The 15030-nt window shown below is 48.3% G+C and carries 14 protein-coding genes; 10 read left to right on the top strand and 4 right to left on the bottom strand.

The window, feature by feature from the left end; genetic code table 11:
• Positions 1 to 54: 54 nt before the first annotated feature.
• Both C504_RS0111645 and C504_RS0111640 read right to left on the bottom strand, forming a co-directional pair.
• Complete coding sequence (locus C504_RS0111645; protein WP_018689521.1) at positions 55 to 378, bottom strand: hypothetical protein; 324 nt, start codon at positions 376 to 378, stop codon at positions 55 to 57.
• Positions 379 to 422: 44 nt separating this feature from the next.
• Positions 423 to 659 carry a hypothetical protein gene (locus C504_RS0111640; protein ID WP_018689520.1) on the bottom strand — a complete coding sequence of 79 codons (237 nt, stop codon included), beginning with the start codon at positions 657 to 659 and terminating at the stop codon, positions 423 to 425.
• Between the two features lie 720 nt (positions 660 to 1379).
• Here C504_RS0111640 and C504_RS0111635 point away from each other — a divergent pair.
• The 10 genes from C504_RS0111635 (at position 1380) to pdxA (ending at position 13745) form a co-directional block, all read left to right on the top strand.
• Complete coding sequence (locus C504_RS0111635) at positions 1380 to 2366, top strand: substrate-binding domain-containing protein (protein ID WP_018689519.1); 987 nt, start codon at positions 1380 to 1382, stop codon at positions 2364 to 2366.
• Positions 2367 to 2454: 88 nt separating this feature from the next.
• On the top strand, positions 2455 to 3477 hold the full coding sequence (locus C504_RS0111630) for a galactitol-1-phosphate 5-dehydrogenase (protein ID WP_026317431.1): 1023 nt from the start codon (positions 2455 to 2457) through the stop codon (positions 3475 to 3477).
• A gap of 33 nt (positions 3478 to 3510) precedes the next feature.
• Positions 3511 to 5025, top strand: a complete 1515-nt coding sequence (locus tag C504_RS0111625) for an FGGY-family carbohydrate kinase (protein WP_018689517.1) — start codon at positions 3511 to 3513, stop codon at positions 5023 to 5025.
• On the top strand, positions 5022 to 6005 hold the full coding sequence (locus C504_RS0111620) for a sugar-binding transcriptional regulator (RefSeq protein WP_018689516.1): 984 nt from the start codon (positions 5022 to 5024) through the stop codon (positions 6003 to 6005). The genes C504_RS0111625 and C504_RS0111620 overlap by 4 nt, the downstream gene beginning before the upstream one ends.
• On the top strand, positions 6002 to 7543 hold the full coding sequence (locus tag C504_RS0111615; protein ID WP_018689515.1) for a sugar ABC transporter ATP-binding protein: 1542 nt from the start codon (positions 6002 to 6004) through the stop codon (positions 7541 to 7543). The genes C504_RS0111620 and C504_RS0111615 overlap by 4 nt, the downstream gene beginning before the upstream one ends.
• Positions 7536 to 8537, top strand: coding sequence for an ABC transporter permease (locus tag C504_RS0111610; RefSeq protein ID WP_018689514.1), 1002 nt, complete (start codon positions 7536 to 7538; stop codon positions 8535 to 8537). Before C504_RS0111615 ends, C504_RS0111610 begins: the two co-directional genes overlap by 8 nt.
• 22 nt (positions 8538 to 8559) lie before the next feature.
• Positions 8560 to 9513 (top strand): deoxyribose-phosphate aldolase, encoded by a 954-nt coding sequence (gene deoC, locus C504_RS0111605; protein ID WP_026317429.1) that lies wholly within the window; start codon positions 8560 to 8562, stop codon positions 9511 to 9513.
• A gap of 9 nt (positions 9514 to 9522) precedes the next feature.
• Complete coding sequence (locus C504_RS0111600; RefSeq protein WP_018689512.1) at positions 9523 to 11907, top strand: aldehyde dehydrogenase family protein; 2385 nt, start codon at positions 9523 to 9525, stop codon at positions 11905 to 11907.
• On the top strand, positions 11897 to 12610 hold the full coding sequence (locus C504_RS0111595; protein WP_018689511.1) for an HAD family hydrolase: 714 nt from the start codon (positions 11897 to 11899) through the stop codon (positions 12608 to 12610). Before C504_RS0111600 ends, C504_RS0111595 begins: the two co-directional genes overlap by 11 nt.
• A 184-nt stretch (positions 12611 to 12794) precedes the next feature.
• Complete coding sequence (gene pdxA, locus C504_RS0111590; protein ID WP_018689510.1) at positions 12795 to 13745, top strand: 4-hydroxythreonine-4-phosphate dehydrogenase PdxA; 951 nt, start codon at positions 12795 to 12797, stop codon at positions 13743 to 13745.
• Between the two features lie 118 nt (positions 13746 to 13863).
• Here pdxA and C504_RS18550 read toward each other — a convergent pair whose 3' ends face one another.
• Together C504_RS18550 and C504_RS0111585 are read right to left on the bottom strand one after the other, a co-directional pair.
• Positions 13864 to 14238 carry a ribbon-helix-helix domain-containing protein gene (locus C504_RS18550; protein ID WP_083923176.1) on the bottom strand — a complete coding sequence of 125 codons (375 nt, stop codon included), beginning with the start codon at positions 14236 to 14238 and terminating at the stop codon, positions 13864 to 13866.
• 88 nt (positions 14239 to 14326) lie between these two features.
• Positions 14327 to 14911, bottom strand: a complete 585-nt coding sequence (locus C504_RS0111585) for a DJ-1/PfpI family protein (protein ID WP_018689509.1) — start codon at positions 14909 to 14911, stop codon at positions 14327 to 14329.
• Positions 14912 to 15030: the final 119 nt, after the last annotated feature.

Raw genomic sequence — 15030 nt, 5'->3', positions numbered from 1 at the left:
GTGGTGTGCCGCTAAATGGTTGGTAATCTTTGTGGTGTATTACCTTAATTGCCTTTAATTCACAGGGGCGAAATTTAGTGATGATTTATGTCCAAGTTTATGTCGCTGGAATGATTTCCGAGAGCCTATTTGGGTTGTGCAGTGAGCATTTTTATCAGCATTATCATTATCGCACGTGCTCGTTTTGCCATTAATCGTACAACTTGTGGAAGAGCCGTTACGTTTTGAAGTTCCTCCGTCGAGCACGCAGTTTTGAAATATTTGCCCACCGTCATACGTTATCTCGGGTGGCTCTGAGTCCTTAGCATTGCTGCTGGTCGCAATGAATATTCCAATTACCGCAATACTAATCGCGTTGATGATGTTATTTTTAGACATAGTTTCACTCCTCATAAATACCTGAATTCCAATGTTGAATAGACTTAATGAGTGGGTACAGGGCCCATGTAACGAAGCTGCATTGTGCCTGAATAAGCGTGCATGCTCGCTTGCCAAATGGCAGCGTCTTTGTGCGCAATGTATTTGTATTTTGCACCGGTACAATTGAACATGACGATGTGCTTGTAGCCAATACGGCGCAAGTTTTCATCTCCTAGGCGGCAGTCTTTGCGAGATACTTTTACGACTTCATTTTTGCGCAATGAGTGATGATCGCGCACTGTTTTCTCAACGACTTTCCGGTGATCGCGAACATTGTCGCTGTATCACTGGCAAAGGCTGATGCTTGTGAACCTAAGGTGACCGCGAGAGCAGTCGCAATCGTAAGGGGTGTTTTTCTAAACATAGTTACATTCCTTTTCTGGTCAGGTGCGTTCACCTAAGTTGATGAACATTCGATTTATTCACCTTAGGGAAGGGGGAGTGAATGCGTTCTGAAAGGACTGTAAATCTACGGTTCATGTTGGGCGTCACCGCATTAGGACTACAAAGCAAAGCTATGTTCTTCGGATTTTGAGAGCTGTATATCGTCTGCAGAAGATCTAATTATTATCGAATACAATACAAAAACCACACAGGGATGCTTCAGAAAATAAAAAGAGATTACATATTACACAGCCATCTGTAGCGCTTTCGGAGACATCGAAACTTCAAACATCGTTGAGATCAGTCTGTAGTCGAAGTCACATTTGTTGCGCGTGTTAATGTTAGTATGCTTGGCATTGCATTTGAATAAAGCCGATTAGAATAATGGCCTAAGACTTTGCCCAATAAAATAATAACTTAAAAACAATTAGTTGGAGGGTTTTAAGTAGTCTTGGTGCAGAGTGCGCTTGACAATTTTTTAGCTTTAGAGTTGTTTAAAGTTACATTTGTGTCTTTATGTCACAAATGCTGGTTTGCAAATGAGGCCAGCTTTTTAAACTTTGGGAGGAGAAATTATGTTTACCCGTCGTTCTGCTATGAAACATTTTGCTGCTGGTGTATCAGCGCTTGCACTTGGATTTGCGGTGGCTTCACCGGCACTTGCTGAAGGTTTGAAAATTGGTTTCAGCCAAGTCACACTTCAGTCCCCATTTTACGTACAGCTTAAAGATGGCGCAGAAGCTGCTGCTAAAGCTGGCGGAGATACTCTTATCTTCCTTGATGCCAATGGTGATGTGTCTAAACAAAACAATGATATTCAGGATCTGATTACGCAGGGCGTAAGCGCTATCATTATTAATCCGGTAAATCCGGATGCCGTTATCCCCTCTGTTGAAGCAGCAGCTGCTGCTGGTATCCCTGTGATCACAGTCGACCGCTCTGTAAATGACGGTGAAGTCGTGGCGCATATTGGCCGTGATAACAAAGCTATGGGCAAATTGGTTGGCGAGGCTGTTCTTGCACGTCTAAAAGCTGATGGTGTTGAAGGTGCTAAAATCATCGAAATTCAAGGTGATGCCGGCGGCGCTGTGATGATGGATCGCCGTGATGGTTTCCATTCTGCAATTGAAGGCTCAAGTCATACAATTGTCGAAGGCCCTTATGCTGAATATATCCGCGCAAATGCGGTAACAGCGATGCAGGATCTTCTTCAGGCGCATCCAGATGTTAAAGTAATCTACGCACATAATGACGACATGGCTTTGGGTGCCGCGCAGGTGCTTGCAGAAAGCGGTCGTGATGATGTTCTGATTTCCGGTGTTGATGGACTTTCAGAAGCACTTGAAATGATGGCTGCTGGCGGCAACTATGTTGCTACAGCACTTAACGATCCGAAATATTTGGGCGATGTAACCATTCAGGTCGCACGCGAAGCTGCCGCTGGTAACGAAGTCTCCAAGTTCGTTGATGCGGGTTCAAAAGCTGTGACAGCTGATAATGCTGCAGACTTCCCACGTGAAGGTTTGTTTGCAGAATATCGTCTGGAAGTTTTGTCTAAATAACCTCCCTGCGGGCCGGATGGACTTTAAGTCCGGCCCACTTTTTTAGTTTCCAATATATTTTAACTCATTGTAACGACAAGGTTCACCTATGCGCGCAGCTGTTATGTATAAGCCCGGCGATATCCGTCTTGAGGACGTTGCCAAACCGGTTCCAGGTGCTGGTGAAGTTTTGCTTCGCGTTGATGCGGTCGGTGTATGTGGGTCAGATATTCCTCGTATGTTGATTAAAGGCGCACATAAGATGCCGATCATTTGCGGCCATGAGTTTTGTGGCCGTATCGAAGAGCTCGGAGACGGTGTTGAAGGCTTTGCGATAGGCGAATTATGTACCGTTCCGCCGATGCTTCCTTGCGGTAAATGCGATCAATGCGCGACAGGCAATTTCTCTCGATGCCGCGATTATGATTATTTCGGTTCGCGCCGAGATGGTGCTTACGCAGAATGGGTTGCCGTACCAACTTCAAACTTGATGAAAGTTCCTGAAGGTACAGACCCACGCGCTGCGGCCATGGTTGACCCTGCTTCAATTGCTTTGCATTCTATCTGGAAAGCAGGCGGCGTGCAGGCTGGTTCAAGAGGCGCGGTTATTGGCTGTGGGCCAATCGGTTTGTTCGCGATCCAATGGATGCTCTCAATGGGCGCACGTGAAGTTGTGGCTGTTGATGTTTCTGAAAAGAAACTTGAACAAGCACGTGAAGCTGGAGCTGCGCATTGTTTTCTAGCCGGACAGGAAATTCCAAAAGAACTATTATCTGATATCACGGTTGAGGCAGCTGGCCATCCAACCTCTATTAATAGCGCTGTAAGTCTTGCTGCGCCGGGCGGTCATGTCGTCTTTATCGGCATTCCCGTCGCTGATGTATCGCTTGATAACAAGACGTTCCAGCATTTCTTGCGCCAAGAAGTTTCTCTTCACGGTTCGTGGAACTCGTTTGGTGCGCCTTACCCTGGCCCACAATGGACAGTGACGCTTGATGCACTTGCGACAGGTAAATTGCGCTGGGACTTTATGATCACGCATGAGCTAACGCTTGAAGAACTGCCGGAATTGTTTGCAACTTTGCAAAACGATAGAAGTTTGTTCTTCTCCAAAATCATGTTTCGTCCTTAATGTGACAATTAAGGTCTAGGGAGGAGCGTCTTAGTGCATTTACTGAGTTTTGATTTTGGAACCGGCGGCGTTCGGGCGGGCGTATTTGATCTTGAAACAAGATCAATGATCGCAATGGAAGAAGCCAAATATGATACGGTTTATCCACGCGCGGGCTGGGCTGAGCAGGATCCACTTCAATGGAGTTCTGCCCTACGCCAGGCTGGCAGAGCTGCCATTAAAGCGGCAGGCGTTAAGCGCATTGATGCGGTTTGTGCCGCCACGACAGCATCCACGGTTGCGGTATGCAAACGTGATGGCACGCCTATCCGTCCTGCTCTTTTGTGGATGGATTGTCGTGCTGAAAGCGAAAGCCGTGAGACGGCAAATGTCAAAAATCCTGTCATGCGTTTCTGTGGTGGTTCTGATGCCGTAGAATGGCTCGTTCCCAAAGCTATGTGGCTCAAGAGAAATCAGCCAGAAATTTGGCAAGATGCAGACGTCATTTGCGAAGCGCTTGACTATGTGAATTTTGACCTGACTGGCAAATGGGTTGCATCGCGTATGAACGCTGCATGTAAGTGGAATTACGACAGTGATGCTCATAATTTTGTACCGGAAATATATGCAGAATTTGGCATATCGGACCTCACAGAACGATTGCCGCAAGAGGTTATCGCTGTGGGCGGTGCCATTGGTGAAATGTCTGCGGAAATGGCGGCCGACCTAGGTTTGGAAAATCGTCCATTGGTCGCACAAGGCGGTATCGATGCGCATATTGGCATGCTGGGCGCTGATGTAGTCTCTCCAGGTGGCATGTTGTTCATCGGTGGAACTTCCGTCGTTCAGCTCACTCAACTTGCGCAAGAAACCGATGTGTCGGGTTTTTGGGGCCCATATCCCAATGCTCTTAGTGATGGCGATTGGCTTGTCGAATGCGGGCAGGTGTCTGCTGGATCAATACTAAACTGGTTGGCCCATACGATTTTTGGGCTTGATGAAAAGGGACATGCCGAGCTCATACAGGAAGTTGTTGAGACACCATCTCGCGCTGAAGGTCTGCTCGCGCTCGATTATTGGATGGGAAACAGAACACCCATTCGCGATGGTGCGCTGCGTGGTACAATGACAGGACTAACACTTGGCCATGGGCGCAGCGATCTTTATGCTGCATGTGTTGACTCAATTGCACTTGGTTCTGCCAATGTATTACGCGTGCTTGCAGAGTGCGGAGTAGAAATTGACCGCGTCGTTATGGCGGGCGGTATTGTAAAGAACGCAGCTTGGATGCAGGCCACAGTCGATGCTATAGGCCGCCCCGTTGATGTTGCTGAACAAGATAATCTATCGCTTGTTGGCGCTTGTGTATGTGCAGCTACTGCGCTGGGTGTATTTGATAATTTGAAAGAGGCTGCAAAGCATTGTGCGTCACCGACACGGCAAATTTTGCCGAATGCTGAGCGCACCAATTGGTACAATAAGACCCTTCCTCTCTATTGCGAAGCGACTGAAGCTCTGACACCAGTGATGCATCATTTGGCAAAAGTGCAGTCAGGAAATGCAGTATGAGACCTCGTAATCCATATAATTCGCGCCTTCCGATGGATCAAAACCGCGAACACTTAATGGTTCAAGTTGCTAAATTATATTATGATTTGGAAAAGACCCAAGCCGAGATTGCCAAAGAACTGGGCTTAACGCGCTGGCAGATAAGTAAGCTACTTTCCGAGGCGAAAGCTGAGGGCGTGGTGAAAATTGAAATCATCCCGCGCTCTAACAGAAAGACCAGCTTGGAAGTTACACTTCAAAAGCGTTTCGGGCTTTCTGATGCTATTGTTGTGCCAATGGGAAACATTACAGATTTGTCTTTGATGACAGATGCTGTTGCTTCAGCTGCGGCCAACTACATTGTAAATCTTAGCCCCAAATCTCCATTAATTGGCGTGAGCTGGGGGCGAACAATGTCTGCTGTTGCGCGCGCGCTCCCTTCTGGTTGGAACCCGGGGACGAATATCGTTCTTGTAAATGGTGCAACCGCATTGCAGCAAACTTCTGCGCGCACGTCAGCTGTAGCCGAAGAGTTTGCTCAATCCGCTGGCGGCACAGCAACGCTGCTTCCTGTTCCAGCCATTGTTGGCCGCCGCTCAACACGTGTTGCGCTTGAGAAAGATCCCATCGTCGAGCGTGTGCTCGAACTTGCCAAAAAAGCATCTGTTATTTGCTTTGGTATGGGCGGCTTGTCTGAAGATTCAGTGCTGCTGAGCTCGGGATATCTTGAACCTGATGATACGAAAAGGCTCAAAGAAGCTGGCGCTGTTGGCGATATATTGGGCCGGTTCGTCGATGAAAATGGTGAGATTGTTGACACCGAACTTGATGATCGCACGGTTGGCTTAAGGCTGGACCAATTACGCAAAAAAGAGCGCGCAATAGGCGTTGTTTCGGGCGCTGAAAAACACGGCATTGCTCTGGCTGCGTTAAGAGCTGGCTATGTCTCTGTTTTGGTGACCGATGAAGCCACCGCTGAAATTTTAATGGAGGCTCCATGACCTTAGCGTCGCAAGTGAAAGATCGTCTTGAGCAAGAGCCCAACATCCTTTCTATCTCAAATATTTCAAAGCACTTTCCTCCCAATATTATAGCGCTTGCAGATGCAGGTCTTGATGTGCGCAAGGGTGAGGTACATTGCTTATTGGGTGCCAATGGTGCTGGTAAATCGACGTTCTTGAAACTTGTCGCTGGCGCAATGATGCCGACTTCTGGTGAAATACGTGTTGATGGTAAAGCGGTTAAGTTTCGCAGCCCTGCAGAAGCAACTGCGGTTGGCATTTCAATGATTTATCAGGAACTAGATTTGGTTCCTCAACTGACTGTCGCTCAAAATCTATTTCTAGGACATCCCCCGAATAATCGCGGTATTTTGGACACAAAAACGCGCCGGATCGAAGCTGAAAAAGCGCTGAAACGCGTTGGCGCCAGATTTGGACCGGATGCTAAAGTAGAAAGCCTGTCGATTGCTAATCAACAGCTCACGGCCATTGCTCGTTCACTCACGCGCGAAGCTAAGGTCATCATAATGGATGAACCTTCTGCCGCTTTAAATGAGAACGAATTGGAAGCCGTTTTTCAGGTTATCCGCGAGCTCACCGCTCAAGGCGTAGCGATTGTCTATGTCAGTCATCGATTAGGTGAACTGCGAGAAATTGGCGATCGTGTAACCGTCTTGCGCGGCGGCCGAACGATTGAAACTTTTGATGTTGAAGGCACACCAGACAGCGCTTTGATTGAAGCGATCATGGGCAAAGACCGCCAGCTGATTGAGCGCAAAGAACGTCAACCAGTTACTGGCGATGTCGTTCTGGATGTCAAACGATTACAAGGTGCACAGGGCCTCGATATTCGCGATTTCCTATTGCGCCGTGGTGAAATAATAGGCCTAACCGGATTAAATGGATCAGGCAGAACGTCTTTTCTAATGTCACTGTTTGGTGCGCGCAGCCATGAAGCGGATATGACGCTTGATGGCGTGCCATATGCACCCAAAAATCCGCGTGCAGCAATTCGCAACGGTTTTGGCTTGGTGCCAGAAGATCGCAAGACCGAAGGGCTCATCCTCCAGTCACCGATTTACAAAAATGCCACCTTGCCGTCGATGCAGGGACAGTTTTGGGGGCGTCATAGCTACCAGAAAAAACGAACCATTCCGGTGCTGGATCAATTGGCTACGAAATATGGTCGTCCAGAACAAAATGTTGTTCAACTATCCGGCGGAAACCAACAAAAAGTGGTTCTCGCAAAATGGATCATAAAAGGGTCGCAACTACTCCTGCTGGATGAGCCGTCACGCGGCCTCGACATCAGCGCAAAAGCCGATCTTTACAAGCTGGTTGATGGACTGGCACGCGATGGTGCAGCCGTAATCGTTGCATCCTCTGAACTAGAAGAACTTTATGCCGCCTGCGATTCAATATGGGTGTTTCATGAGGGGCGAAATATCGCCCGTTACAACCCGTCTGAAACAGATCAGGACACAATTCTAAAATGCCAGATTCTTGGCGAGCATTCAGGAGTGAATACTGATGGCTGACATCATGAACCAATTAGAGCAAAAACCATCTGCTATGCGCCGCCTTGTTAATCTTGCAATCGAATATAATTTCATTGTTATATTTCTGTTCGTGGTGACTATTGCTTCGCTTCTGTCAGAGAATTTTTTGACACCAACAAATATCTCCAATCTTTTCCAACAGGCAGCTGTTGTCGGCGTTGTTGCCATAGGTATGACTTTCGTCATTCTTACCGGCAATATTGACTTGTCAGTGGGCAGTGTCGTGGCGCTTTGTGGAATGATCGCCGCCATAATGTTGGCCAGCGGCATGCCAATCGTTCTTGCCATCGGAATAACAATTTGTGCCGGTGCTGCTTGCGGTGCATTTATGGGTGCGATTAGCGCTTATGCACAGGTGCCCAGTTTCATCGTGACATTGGCCGGATTGGTATCGTTTCGCGGGCTTACATATTTGTCGACCGAAGGCGTGCCAGTTTCAGGCTTGCCGAGCGCATTTGCTGCTTTCTCTTCAACAATGGTGCCTATTTTCCCAGGTTTTCAATTGAGTTCCATGGGGCTTATATTCACTGTATTGTGTGTGTTGGCAGGCCTGTTGTTAAGCAAAACTGTTTTTGGTGAAAACATATATGCAACGGGCGGTAACCCAGAAGCAGCCCGGTTGTCGGGCATTCCAACACGCCGCATTATTGTTTCTGTTTTTGCGGTCTCTGGCATTATGAGCGCGCTGGGCGGTCTTTTGTTGACTTCTCGTTTGCGGATAGGACAGCCAACAGCAGCGCAAGGGCTAGAGTTAGATGCTATTGCCGCCGTTGTGTTGGGAGGAACCTCTCTTTTTGGCGGACGCGGCAGCATTCTAGGCACAGCTTTTGCCGTCATGTTGCTTCAAGTACTACGCAACATTTTCAATTTGCTGGGCCTTGGTTCATTCTATCAAATGACCGTTACGGGCATTATTATTATCGCGGCGATTCTTCTTAATCGCTTCATCGACATTCGCCGCGGACGCGGGTGACAGGTAAAGGATACTATTTTCGATGACACATGACTTTCCCCGAATGACGGGTACAGCATTTACGCCTGAATGGATTGACGGAAAAATTGTCAATTTTAGCGCTGCTGAACGCCGTGCCTCATCACTGTCTGGCCGCAGGTCGGTTAAAAAAGAATGGCAAGCTGCATGGCTTCTCAAAGCGATCACATGCATGGATTTAACGACACTGGCTGGTGATGATACGCCAGGCCGCGTGCGCCGACTTTGTGCAAAAGCACGGCGTCCTGTTCGCGGCGATATTCTCGAAGCCTTGGGCGTTGAGGGTATTACCACCGGTGCTGTGTGTGTGTATCCCACGATGGTAAGCCATGCGGTAAAGGCGTTGGAAGGCAGCAATATTCCTGTTGCTTCGGTTGCGACAGGCTTCCCCGCTGGTCTGACACCATTGCCCACCCGACTTGCTGAAATTCGCTATGCTGTAGAGCAGGGCGCGCGCGAGATTGATATCGTTATCACCCGCGAACATGTTTTGACGGGTAATTGGCAGGCGCTTTATGATGAAATTTGCGCCATGCGTGAAGCATGCGGCGAGGCACATTTAAAAGCTATTCTTGCCACTGGTGATCTTCAAACATTGACCAATGTTTACAAGGCATCGATGATTGCAATGCAGGCTGGTTCTGATTTTATCAAAACCTCGACAGGCAAGGAAAGCGTTAATGCGACATTGCCCGTATCGCTTACAATGCTGCGAGCACTGCGCGATTTTAAGGATCTGTCTGGCCAGATCGTTGGGTTTAAACCGGCAGGCGGCATTTCAACAGCCAAGAACGCAATTGCTTGGCAAGTTCTGATTAAAGAGGAGCTTGGCTCGCGCTGGCTTCATAACGATCTGTTCCGCATTGGTGCCAGCTCACTGCTTGGCGATATTGAACGCCAGTTAGAACATCACATTACCGGCCGTTACTCGGCCTCCAACCGCCACGCTATGGCTTGAGGACGAAACATGCCTTCTATCAAGGAAATTATGGAAACAATGGAATATGGTCCTGCTCCCGAAAGCAACACTGATGTGAAACGCTGGTTGGATAGTCATTCAGGCGGCATAAGCCATTTTATCAACGGTAAATTCGTGGCGCCAACAGGGCCAATGACCGACGTGATCAACCCTGCTGATGACAGCGTGATCGCGACATTGGCAAAAGGAACGCAAGACGATGTTGATGCTGCGGTCAAAGCAGCACGCGCAGCATTTTCAAAATGGTCTGCATTGCCAGGTTATGAGCGTGCCAAATATCTTTATGCCATTGCCCGCCATGTTCAAAAGCGGGAGCGGTTTTTATCTGTTCTTGAAACGATGGATAATGGTAAGACAATTCGTGAAACCCGCGATATTGATATTCCGCTTGTTGCCCGTCACTTCTATCACCATGCAGGTTGGGCCGAGCTGCTTGAAAGCGAATATCCAGGCTTTCAGCCGGTTGGTGTTTGCGGGCAGGTTATTCCTTGGAACTTCCCACTCTTAATGCTTGCGTGGAAAATTGCTCCAGCCCTTGCTGCGGGTAATACAGTTGTTCTGAAACCAGCTGACCTTACACCTTTGACCGCGCAGGCTTTCGCCGAAATCTGCGTCGATGTTGGTTTGCCTGCAGGTGTTGTCAATCTGGTGCATGGCGATGGGGAAACCGGATCGCTCATCACGGGTCATGACGATGTTGATAAGGTTGCCTTTACAGGCTCAACGGCGGTTGGCCGTATGATCCGCAAACAGATTGCAGGTTCTGGCAAAAAGCTTTCGCTAGAGCTCGGCGGCAAATCACCCTTTATCGTTTTTGAAGATGCTGATCTGGATGCTGCCATTGAAGGCGTTGTTGATGCCGTATGGTTCAACCAAGGAGAAGTGTGCTGCGCCGGAACACGGCTTATCGTGCAGGAAGGTGTTGCAGAACAATTCTTTGGAAAGCTTGATGCGCGTTTGCAAAAACTCCGCATTGGTGATCCGCTCGATAAGACAATGGATGTTGGTGCGGTTGTATCCCACACCCAGTTGAAGCGAATTAATGCGCTGGTCAAAAAGGGTGAAGAGGAAGGTGCGGTCCTCCACCAATGGGCAGCAGAGCTTCCGAAAAAAGGTAGCTTTTGCGCACCGGCATTTTTCACCGGAACAGAGCCTGCACATACGGTCAATGAAACTGAAATATTCGGTCCTATTGCCTGCACGATGACGTTTCGCACACCGTCAGAAGCGTTAGAAATCGCCAACCATAGTCGTTATGGATTGTCAGCTTCTATCTGGAGCCAGAATATTGACCGCGCGATTGAAGCAGGCGCAAAGGTCAAGGCTGGTATCGTATGGATTAATGCAACAAATCTGTTTGATGCTGGTGCTGCTTTTGGCGGATACCGCGAAAGCGGCTTCGGGCGTGAAGGCGCACGCGAAGGGCTGCATGAATATCTGGTTGCCACTTCTGGCAAAAAAGGGAAACCGCGCTCTGCGACACCATTGGAAGCTTCTGTTTCGCCGAACTTAGGCAAAGGCGAGCTACCAGAGATCGATATAACCGCAAAAATGTATATCGGCGGCAAGCAGGCACGCGCTGATGGTGGTCAAAGCTACAATGTTATGGGCAAATCCGGTGTCATCGGACAGGCGGCTTTGGGCAATCGTAAGGATGTGCGTAATGCTGTGGAAGCTGCGGCTAAGGCTGGCGGCTGGTCGGGTGTGACAGCGCATAATCGCGCGCAGATTTTATATTATCTGGCCGAAAACATGTCCCAGCGCCGCGATGAATTTGCAGCACTTTTATCAGCCAGCAATGGATCATCAACAAAGGCTGCAACAGCTGAAGTCGAACAGACAATCCGTCGCTGTTTCTGGTATGCGGCACAAGCTGATAAATTCGATGGAGCTGTGCACGCAACGAAGTCTAAACATGTCACACTCGCAATGCCAGAAGCTTGGGGTGTCATGGGTATCGTATGCCCGGATGAAGTGCCGCTGCTTTCGATGATGTCATTGATTTTGCCGTCAGTCGCAATGGGTAACAGAGCTGTCGTGATTGCTTCACAAGCTCATCCGCTTTTGGCATCGCGCCTGTATCAAGTCTTGGAGACATCAGACGTACCGGCCGGTGTGATCAATTTGATTACGGGTGAAAGAGACGTGCTTGCCAAAACACTTGCCGAGCATGATGAGGTCGCCGCCCTTTGGTATTGTGGCAGCAACGAGAACGTCAAAATGGTGGAAGAGGCTTCTATCGGCAATTTGAAAGCTGTGTGGACCGATGGCGGATTTGAACGCGATTGGCGTGATGATAGCCAAGGGCAGGGCCGTGAGTTTCTGCGCCGTGCAACACAAATCAAAACGATCTGGCTTCCTTATGGTGAATGACAAAACGGGTGCTGCTGAACAGGCAGCACCCAGACTTGTAATCTTCGATTTTGATGGTGTGCTTGCCGATAGCGAGCGTATTGCACTTGAAGAACTCGTTGCGGAAATGACTGTGCGTGGTGCGGTTGCTGATTATGACACTGCACGTGCGTTGTTTTTGGGTGCGTCAACCCGTGATCACATGGCTTTTGTTAGCGAGCAAACGGGAAAACCTTGCGGCGAGGATTTCCCAGATGTTTGGCATGAGCGGCTTTTCGTGCGTTTTGCCAAAGAGCTAAAGCCGGTTGCAGGTGCTAAAAGCACGCTTGACCAACTGAACGATGCCAATATTCCCTATTGCATTGCTTCAGGCGGTGCGCCCCATCGTATTGCCTTCGCACTTGAGTGCCTCGGGTTTACAAACCTCTTTAATGATAATGTTTTCAGTGCAGAAATGGTGGCACGCGGTAAGCCTGCGCCAGATTTATTCCTGTATGCTGCGCAGCAAATGAAAGTACGCCCGCAAGATTGTATTGTGATCGAAGATGCGGTGGCTGGTGTGAAGGCGGCGAACGCTGCGCAAATGCGATGCATCGGCTTTTTGGGCGGCGAGCATCTTCCCCATAACGAAACTGAATATGGTGAAAAGCTAAGGCAGTTTGGTGCAAATCAACTTGTTTTCAGTCACCAAGAATTACAGGCGTTGCTTAAAGGAATGGTCTAGTTAGAACTGACGATACATCGTCATTTAAATCAATTTAGATTGGAGTAATTGAGTGATGCTAACAGGAGAGGTTGAGTGAAAACGATGCTGAATGTTGGGATTTTATTTTATGTCGGTAAAGATGAGCCGAAATTCCCTTTAAGCAATTGCTATGTTGTGAATGTAACAGCACCTTACAGTCACCATGGGCGATCCATCAGGTGTGGGCGCTGAAGTTGCAGTAAAAGCTTTGGCTGAGTCTAGTGCTGAGAACCGCGCCCGCTCTATAATCATCGGTGATCGTCCGACGATAGAGCTTGCGGCGTCTATATGTGGTGTTACGCTTCCGATTATTGGGCCTGATGAGGCTGGCGACGGCATTTGTGTTGAGCATATTGAGATTGCCAATCTTCCACGCCAGTTTGGTATTCTTGATAAGGCGTGCGGCGAAGCGAGTTTCCGCTACATTGAACGCGCGGTTGAGATAACCAGCGTGTTACCTGGCAGTTGTATCGTGACTGCGCCAATCAACAAAGAAGCACTGAATGCTGCTGGTCACCACTATGACGGTCATACAGGCATGCTGGCGCATCTAACAAAATCAAAATCATCATGGATGCTTTTGGAATCCGAGAAGCTTTCAGTGGTGCATGTTTCCACCCATGTATCGTTGCGCGATGCGATTGAACGCGCGACAATTGAGCGTGTTTTGGAAACAATCCGCACGGGCCATAAACACTTAATACGTATGGGAATTGAAAACCCGCGCATCGCTGTGGCTGGCATCAATCCGCATTGTGGTGAGAATGGTCTGTTTGGTTCGGATGATGATGAAAGGTTGCATCCTGCAGTAGAGGCTGCACAAGCCGAAGGCATCAATGTTGTTGGGCCTATTTCTGCCGATACTTTGTATTACCGTGCATATCAGGGTGCGTTTGATTTGGTTGTTGCACAATATCACGATCAGGGTCACATCCCGATCAAACTCGTCGCTTTTGATACTGCTGTGAATGTCTCGCTCGGCCTGCCGATTGACCGCTGTTCTGTTGACCATGGCACGGCTTTTGACATAGCAGGAAAAAACATCGTTAATCACACAAATATGCTGTCTGCGCTCAGTTATGCATCAAAAATGGTAACAGCCAAACGAAGCTGAAACTGTTACTGTTCATTTCATGATTATGTGTTTGGTTGGGTAAGTGCTTTTGTAATTTCGCGTAACTTTACTGCGCGATGAGATCCATAAAGCGAGCCATAAAAAGAGTACATGAATTTTACAACGCGGATGAGTGCACAGGTTTCGCGTGTCTTTTTCGCTCTCGGGAAAGTATGCCGTCGGCATCTAGTGAGCCAATCGGCGTGTTAATGTCCCGAGGTATTTCGCCAGCGAGTTGCAAAGACAAATATCGGCTACAACACACCCTTAAGAAAGACGTAAAGTTCTCGATGTCATGTCCTTCTTCAATAGACTCATTGTAAAGGCGTGAAATTAAGCGTCCGAGGGACAAGCCATCCCGTCGCGCAATGTCTGCCAAAGTGCCCCAAAAAAAACTCTCTAAGCGAACCGAAGTCACAAATCCATCAATGCGAATAGATCGTGTGTTTGGCTGCCATAAATCGGAGTCGGCCCCAATAAATAACTTGCACATCACTGCTCCTCCCATATCGAAATTGAGTTTATGTGGCGCCAGTTTATATGCATATTGCACACTAGCGCCACATATTGAAGCAGTGGTGTCAATTGTGGGTAATTGTCGTGCCCAAAACAGCTAAGAATTGTGCCATCCACGCAGGGTGTGCTGGCCACGCAGGAGCCGAAACGAGGTTTCCATCTGTGTGTGCTTCTGTGACAGGGATATCTACAAAAGTGCCACCCGCTAGCTTTACCTCAGGTGCACATGCAGGATATGCAGAACATGTTCGCCCCGATAGAACATCGGCTGCGGCAAGAATTTGCGCGCCGTGGCAGACCGCTGCAACAGGCTTATTGTCGTCGAAGAAGTGTTTTACCATGGCAATTAGTGTGTCATTTAAACGCAAGTATTCTGGTGCGCGCCCACCGGGGATTACCAACGCATCGTAATCGGCAACGTTAATGTCAGAAAATGTTGCGTTTAATGCGAAGTTATGGCCACGCTTTTCGGTGTAAGTCTGATCGCCTTCAAAGTCATGGATAGACGTTGCTATGGTATCTCCGGCTTTTTTGTCTGGGCAAACAGCGTCAACGTGATGCCCCACAGCCAAAAGCGTTTGAAAAGGCACCATGGTTTCATAATCTTCACCAAAGTCGCCGCACAGCATAAGAATTTTTTTGCCGCTCATATTTTCCTCCCAGAAATTGTTTCTTAGAGGATTTTTACATCGTTAGCATATTCTTTGGTGCTAGAGGAATACTACGCTTTGTGTATTATTTAGGAGTTATGGGCTGAACTATCAAAACA

Source organism: Ahrensia kielensis DSM 5890 (assembly GCF_000374465.1).
GTDB classification, from domain to species: Bacteria; Pseudomonadota; Alphaproteobacteria; order Rhizobiales; family Rhizobiaceae; genus Ahrensia; species Ahrensia kielensis.
The sequence above is the reverse complement of the archived record's forward strand: the minus strand, read 5'-3'. Positions and strand labels throughout refer to the sequence as shown.

Excerpts from the sequence above, each read along its gene's own strand:
- C504_RS0111645 (WP_018689521.1), bottom strand. The coding sequence starts at position 378 with ATGTCTAAAAATAACATCATCAACGCGATTAGTATTGCGGTAATTGGA.
- C504_RS0111635 (WP_018689519.1), top strand. The coding sequence starts at position 1,380 with ATGTTTACCCGTCGTTCTGCTATGAAACATTTTGCTGCTGGTGTATCA.
- C504_RS0111630 (WP_026317431.1), top strand. The coding sequence starts at position 2,455 with ATGCGCGCAGCTGTTATGTATAAGCCCGGCGATATCCGTCTTGAGGAC.
- C504_RS0111620 (WP_018689516.1), top strand. The coding sequence starts at position 5,022 with ATGAGACCTCGTAATCCATATAATTCGCGCCTTCCGATGGATCAAAAC.
- C504_RS0111615 (WP_018689515.1), top strand. The coding sequence starts at position 6,002 with ATGACCTTAGCGTCGCAAGTGAAAGATCGTCTTGAGCAAGAGCCCAAC.
- C504_RS0111610 (WP_018689514.1), top strand. The coding sequence starts at position 7,536 with ATGGCTGACATCATGAACCAATTAGAGCAAAAACCATCTGCTATGCGC.
- deoC (WP_026317429.1), top strand. The coding sequence starts at position 8,560 with ATGACACATGACTTTCCCCGAATGACGGGTACAGCATTTACGCCTGAA.
- C504_RS0111600 (WP_018689512.1), top strand. The coding sequence starts at position 9,523 with ATGCCTTCTATCAAGGAAATTATGGAAACAATGGAATATGGTCCTGCT.
- C504_RS0111595 (WP_018689511.1), top strand. The coding sequence starts at position 11,897 with ATGGTGAATGACAAAACGGGTGCTGCTGAACAGGCAGCACCCAGACTT.
- pdxA (WP_018689510.1), top strand. The coding sequence starts at position 12,795 with ATGGGCGATCCATCAGGTGTGGGCGCTGAAGTTGCAGTAAAAGCTTTG.
- C504_RS18550 (WP_083923176.1), bottom strand. The coding sequence starts at position 14,238 with ATGTGCAAGTTATTTATTGGGGCCGACTCCGATTTATGGCAGCCAAAC.
- C504_RS0111585 (WP_018689509.1), bottom strand. The coding sequence starts at position 14,911 with ATGAGCGGCAAAAAAATTCTTATGCTGTGCGGCGACTTTGGTGAAGAT.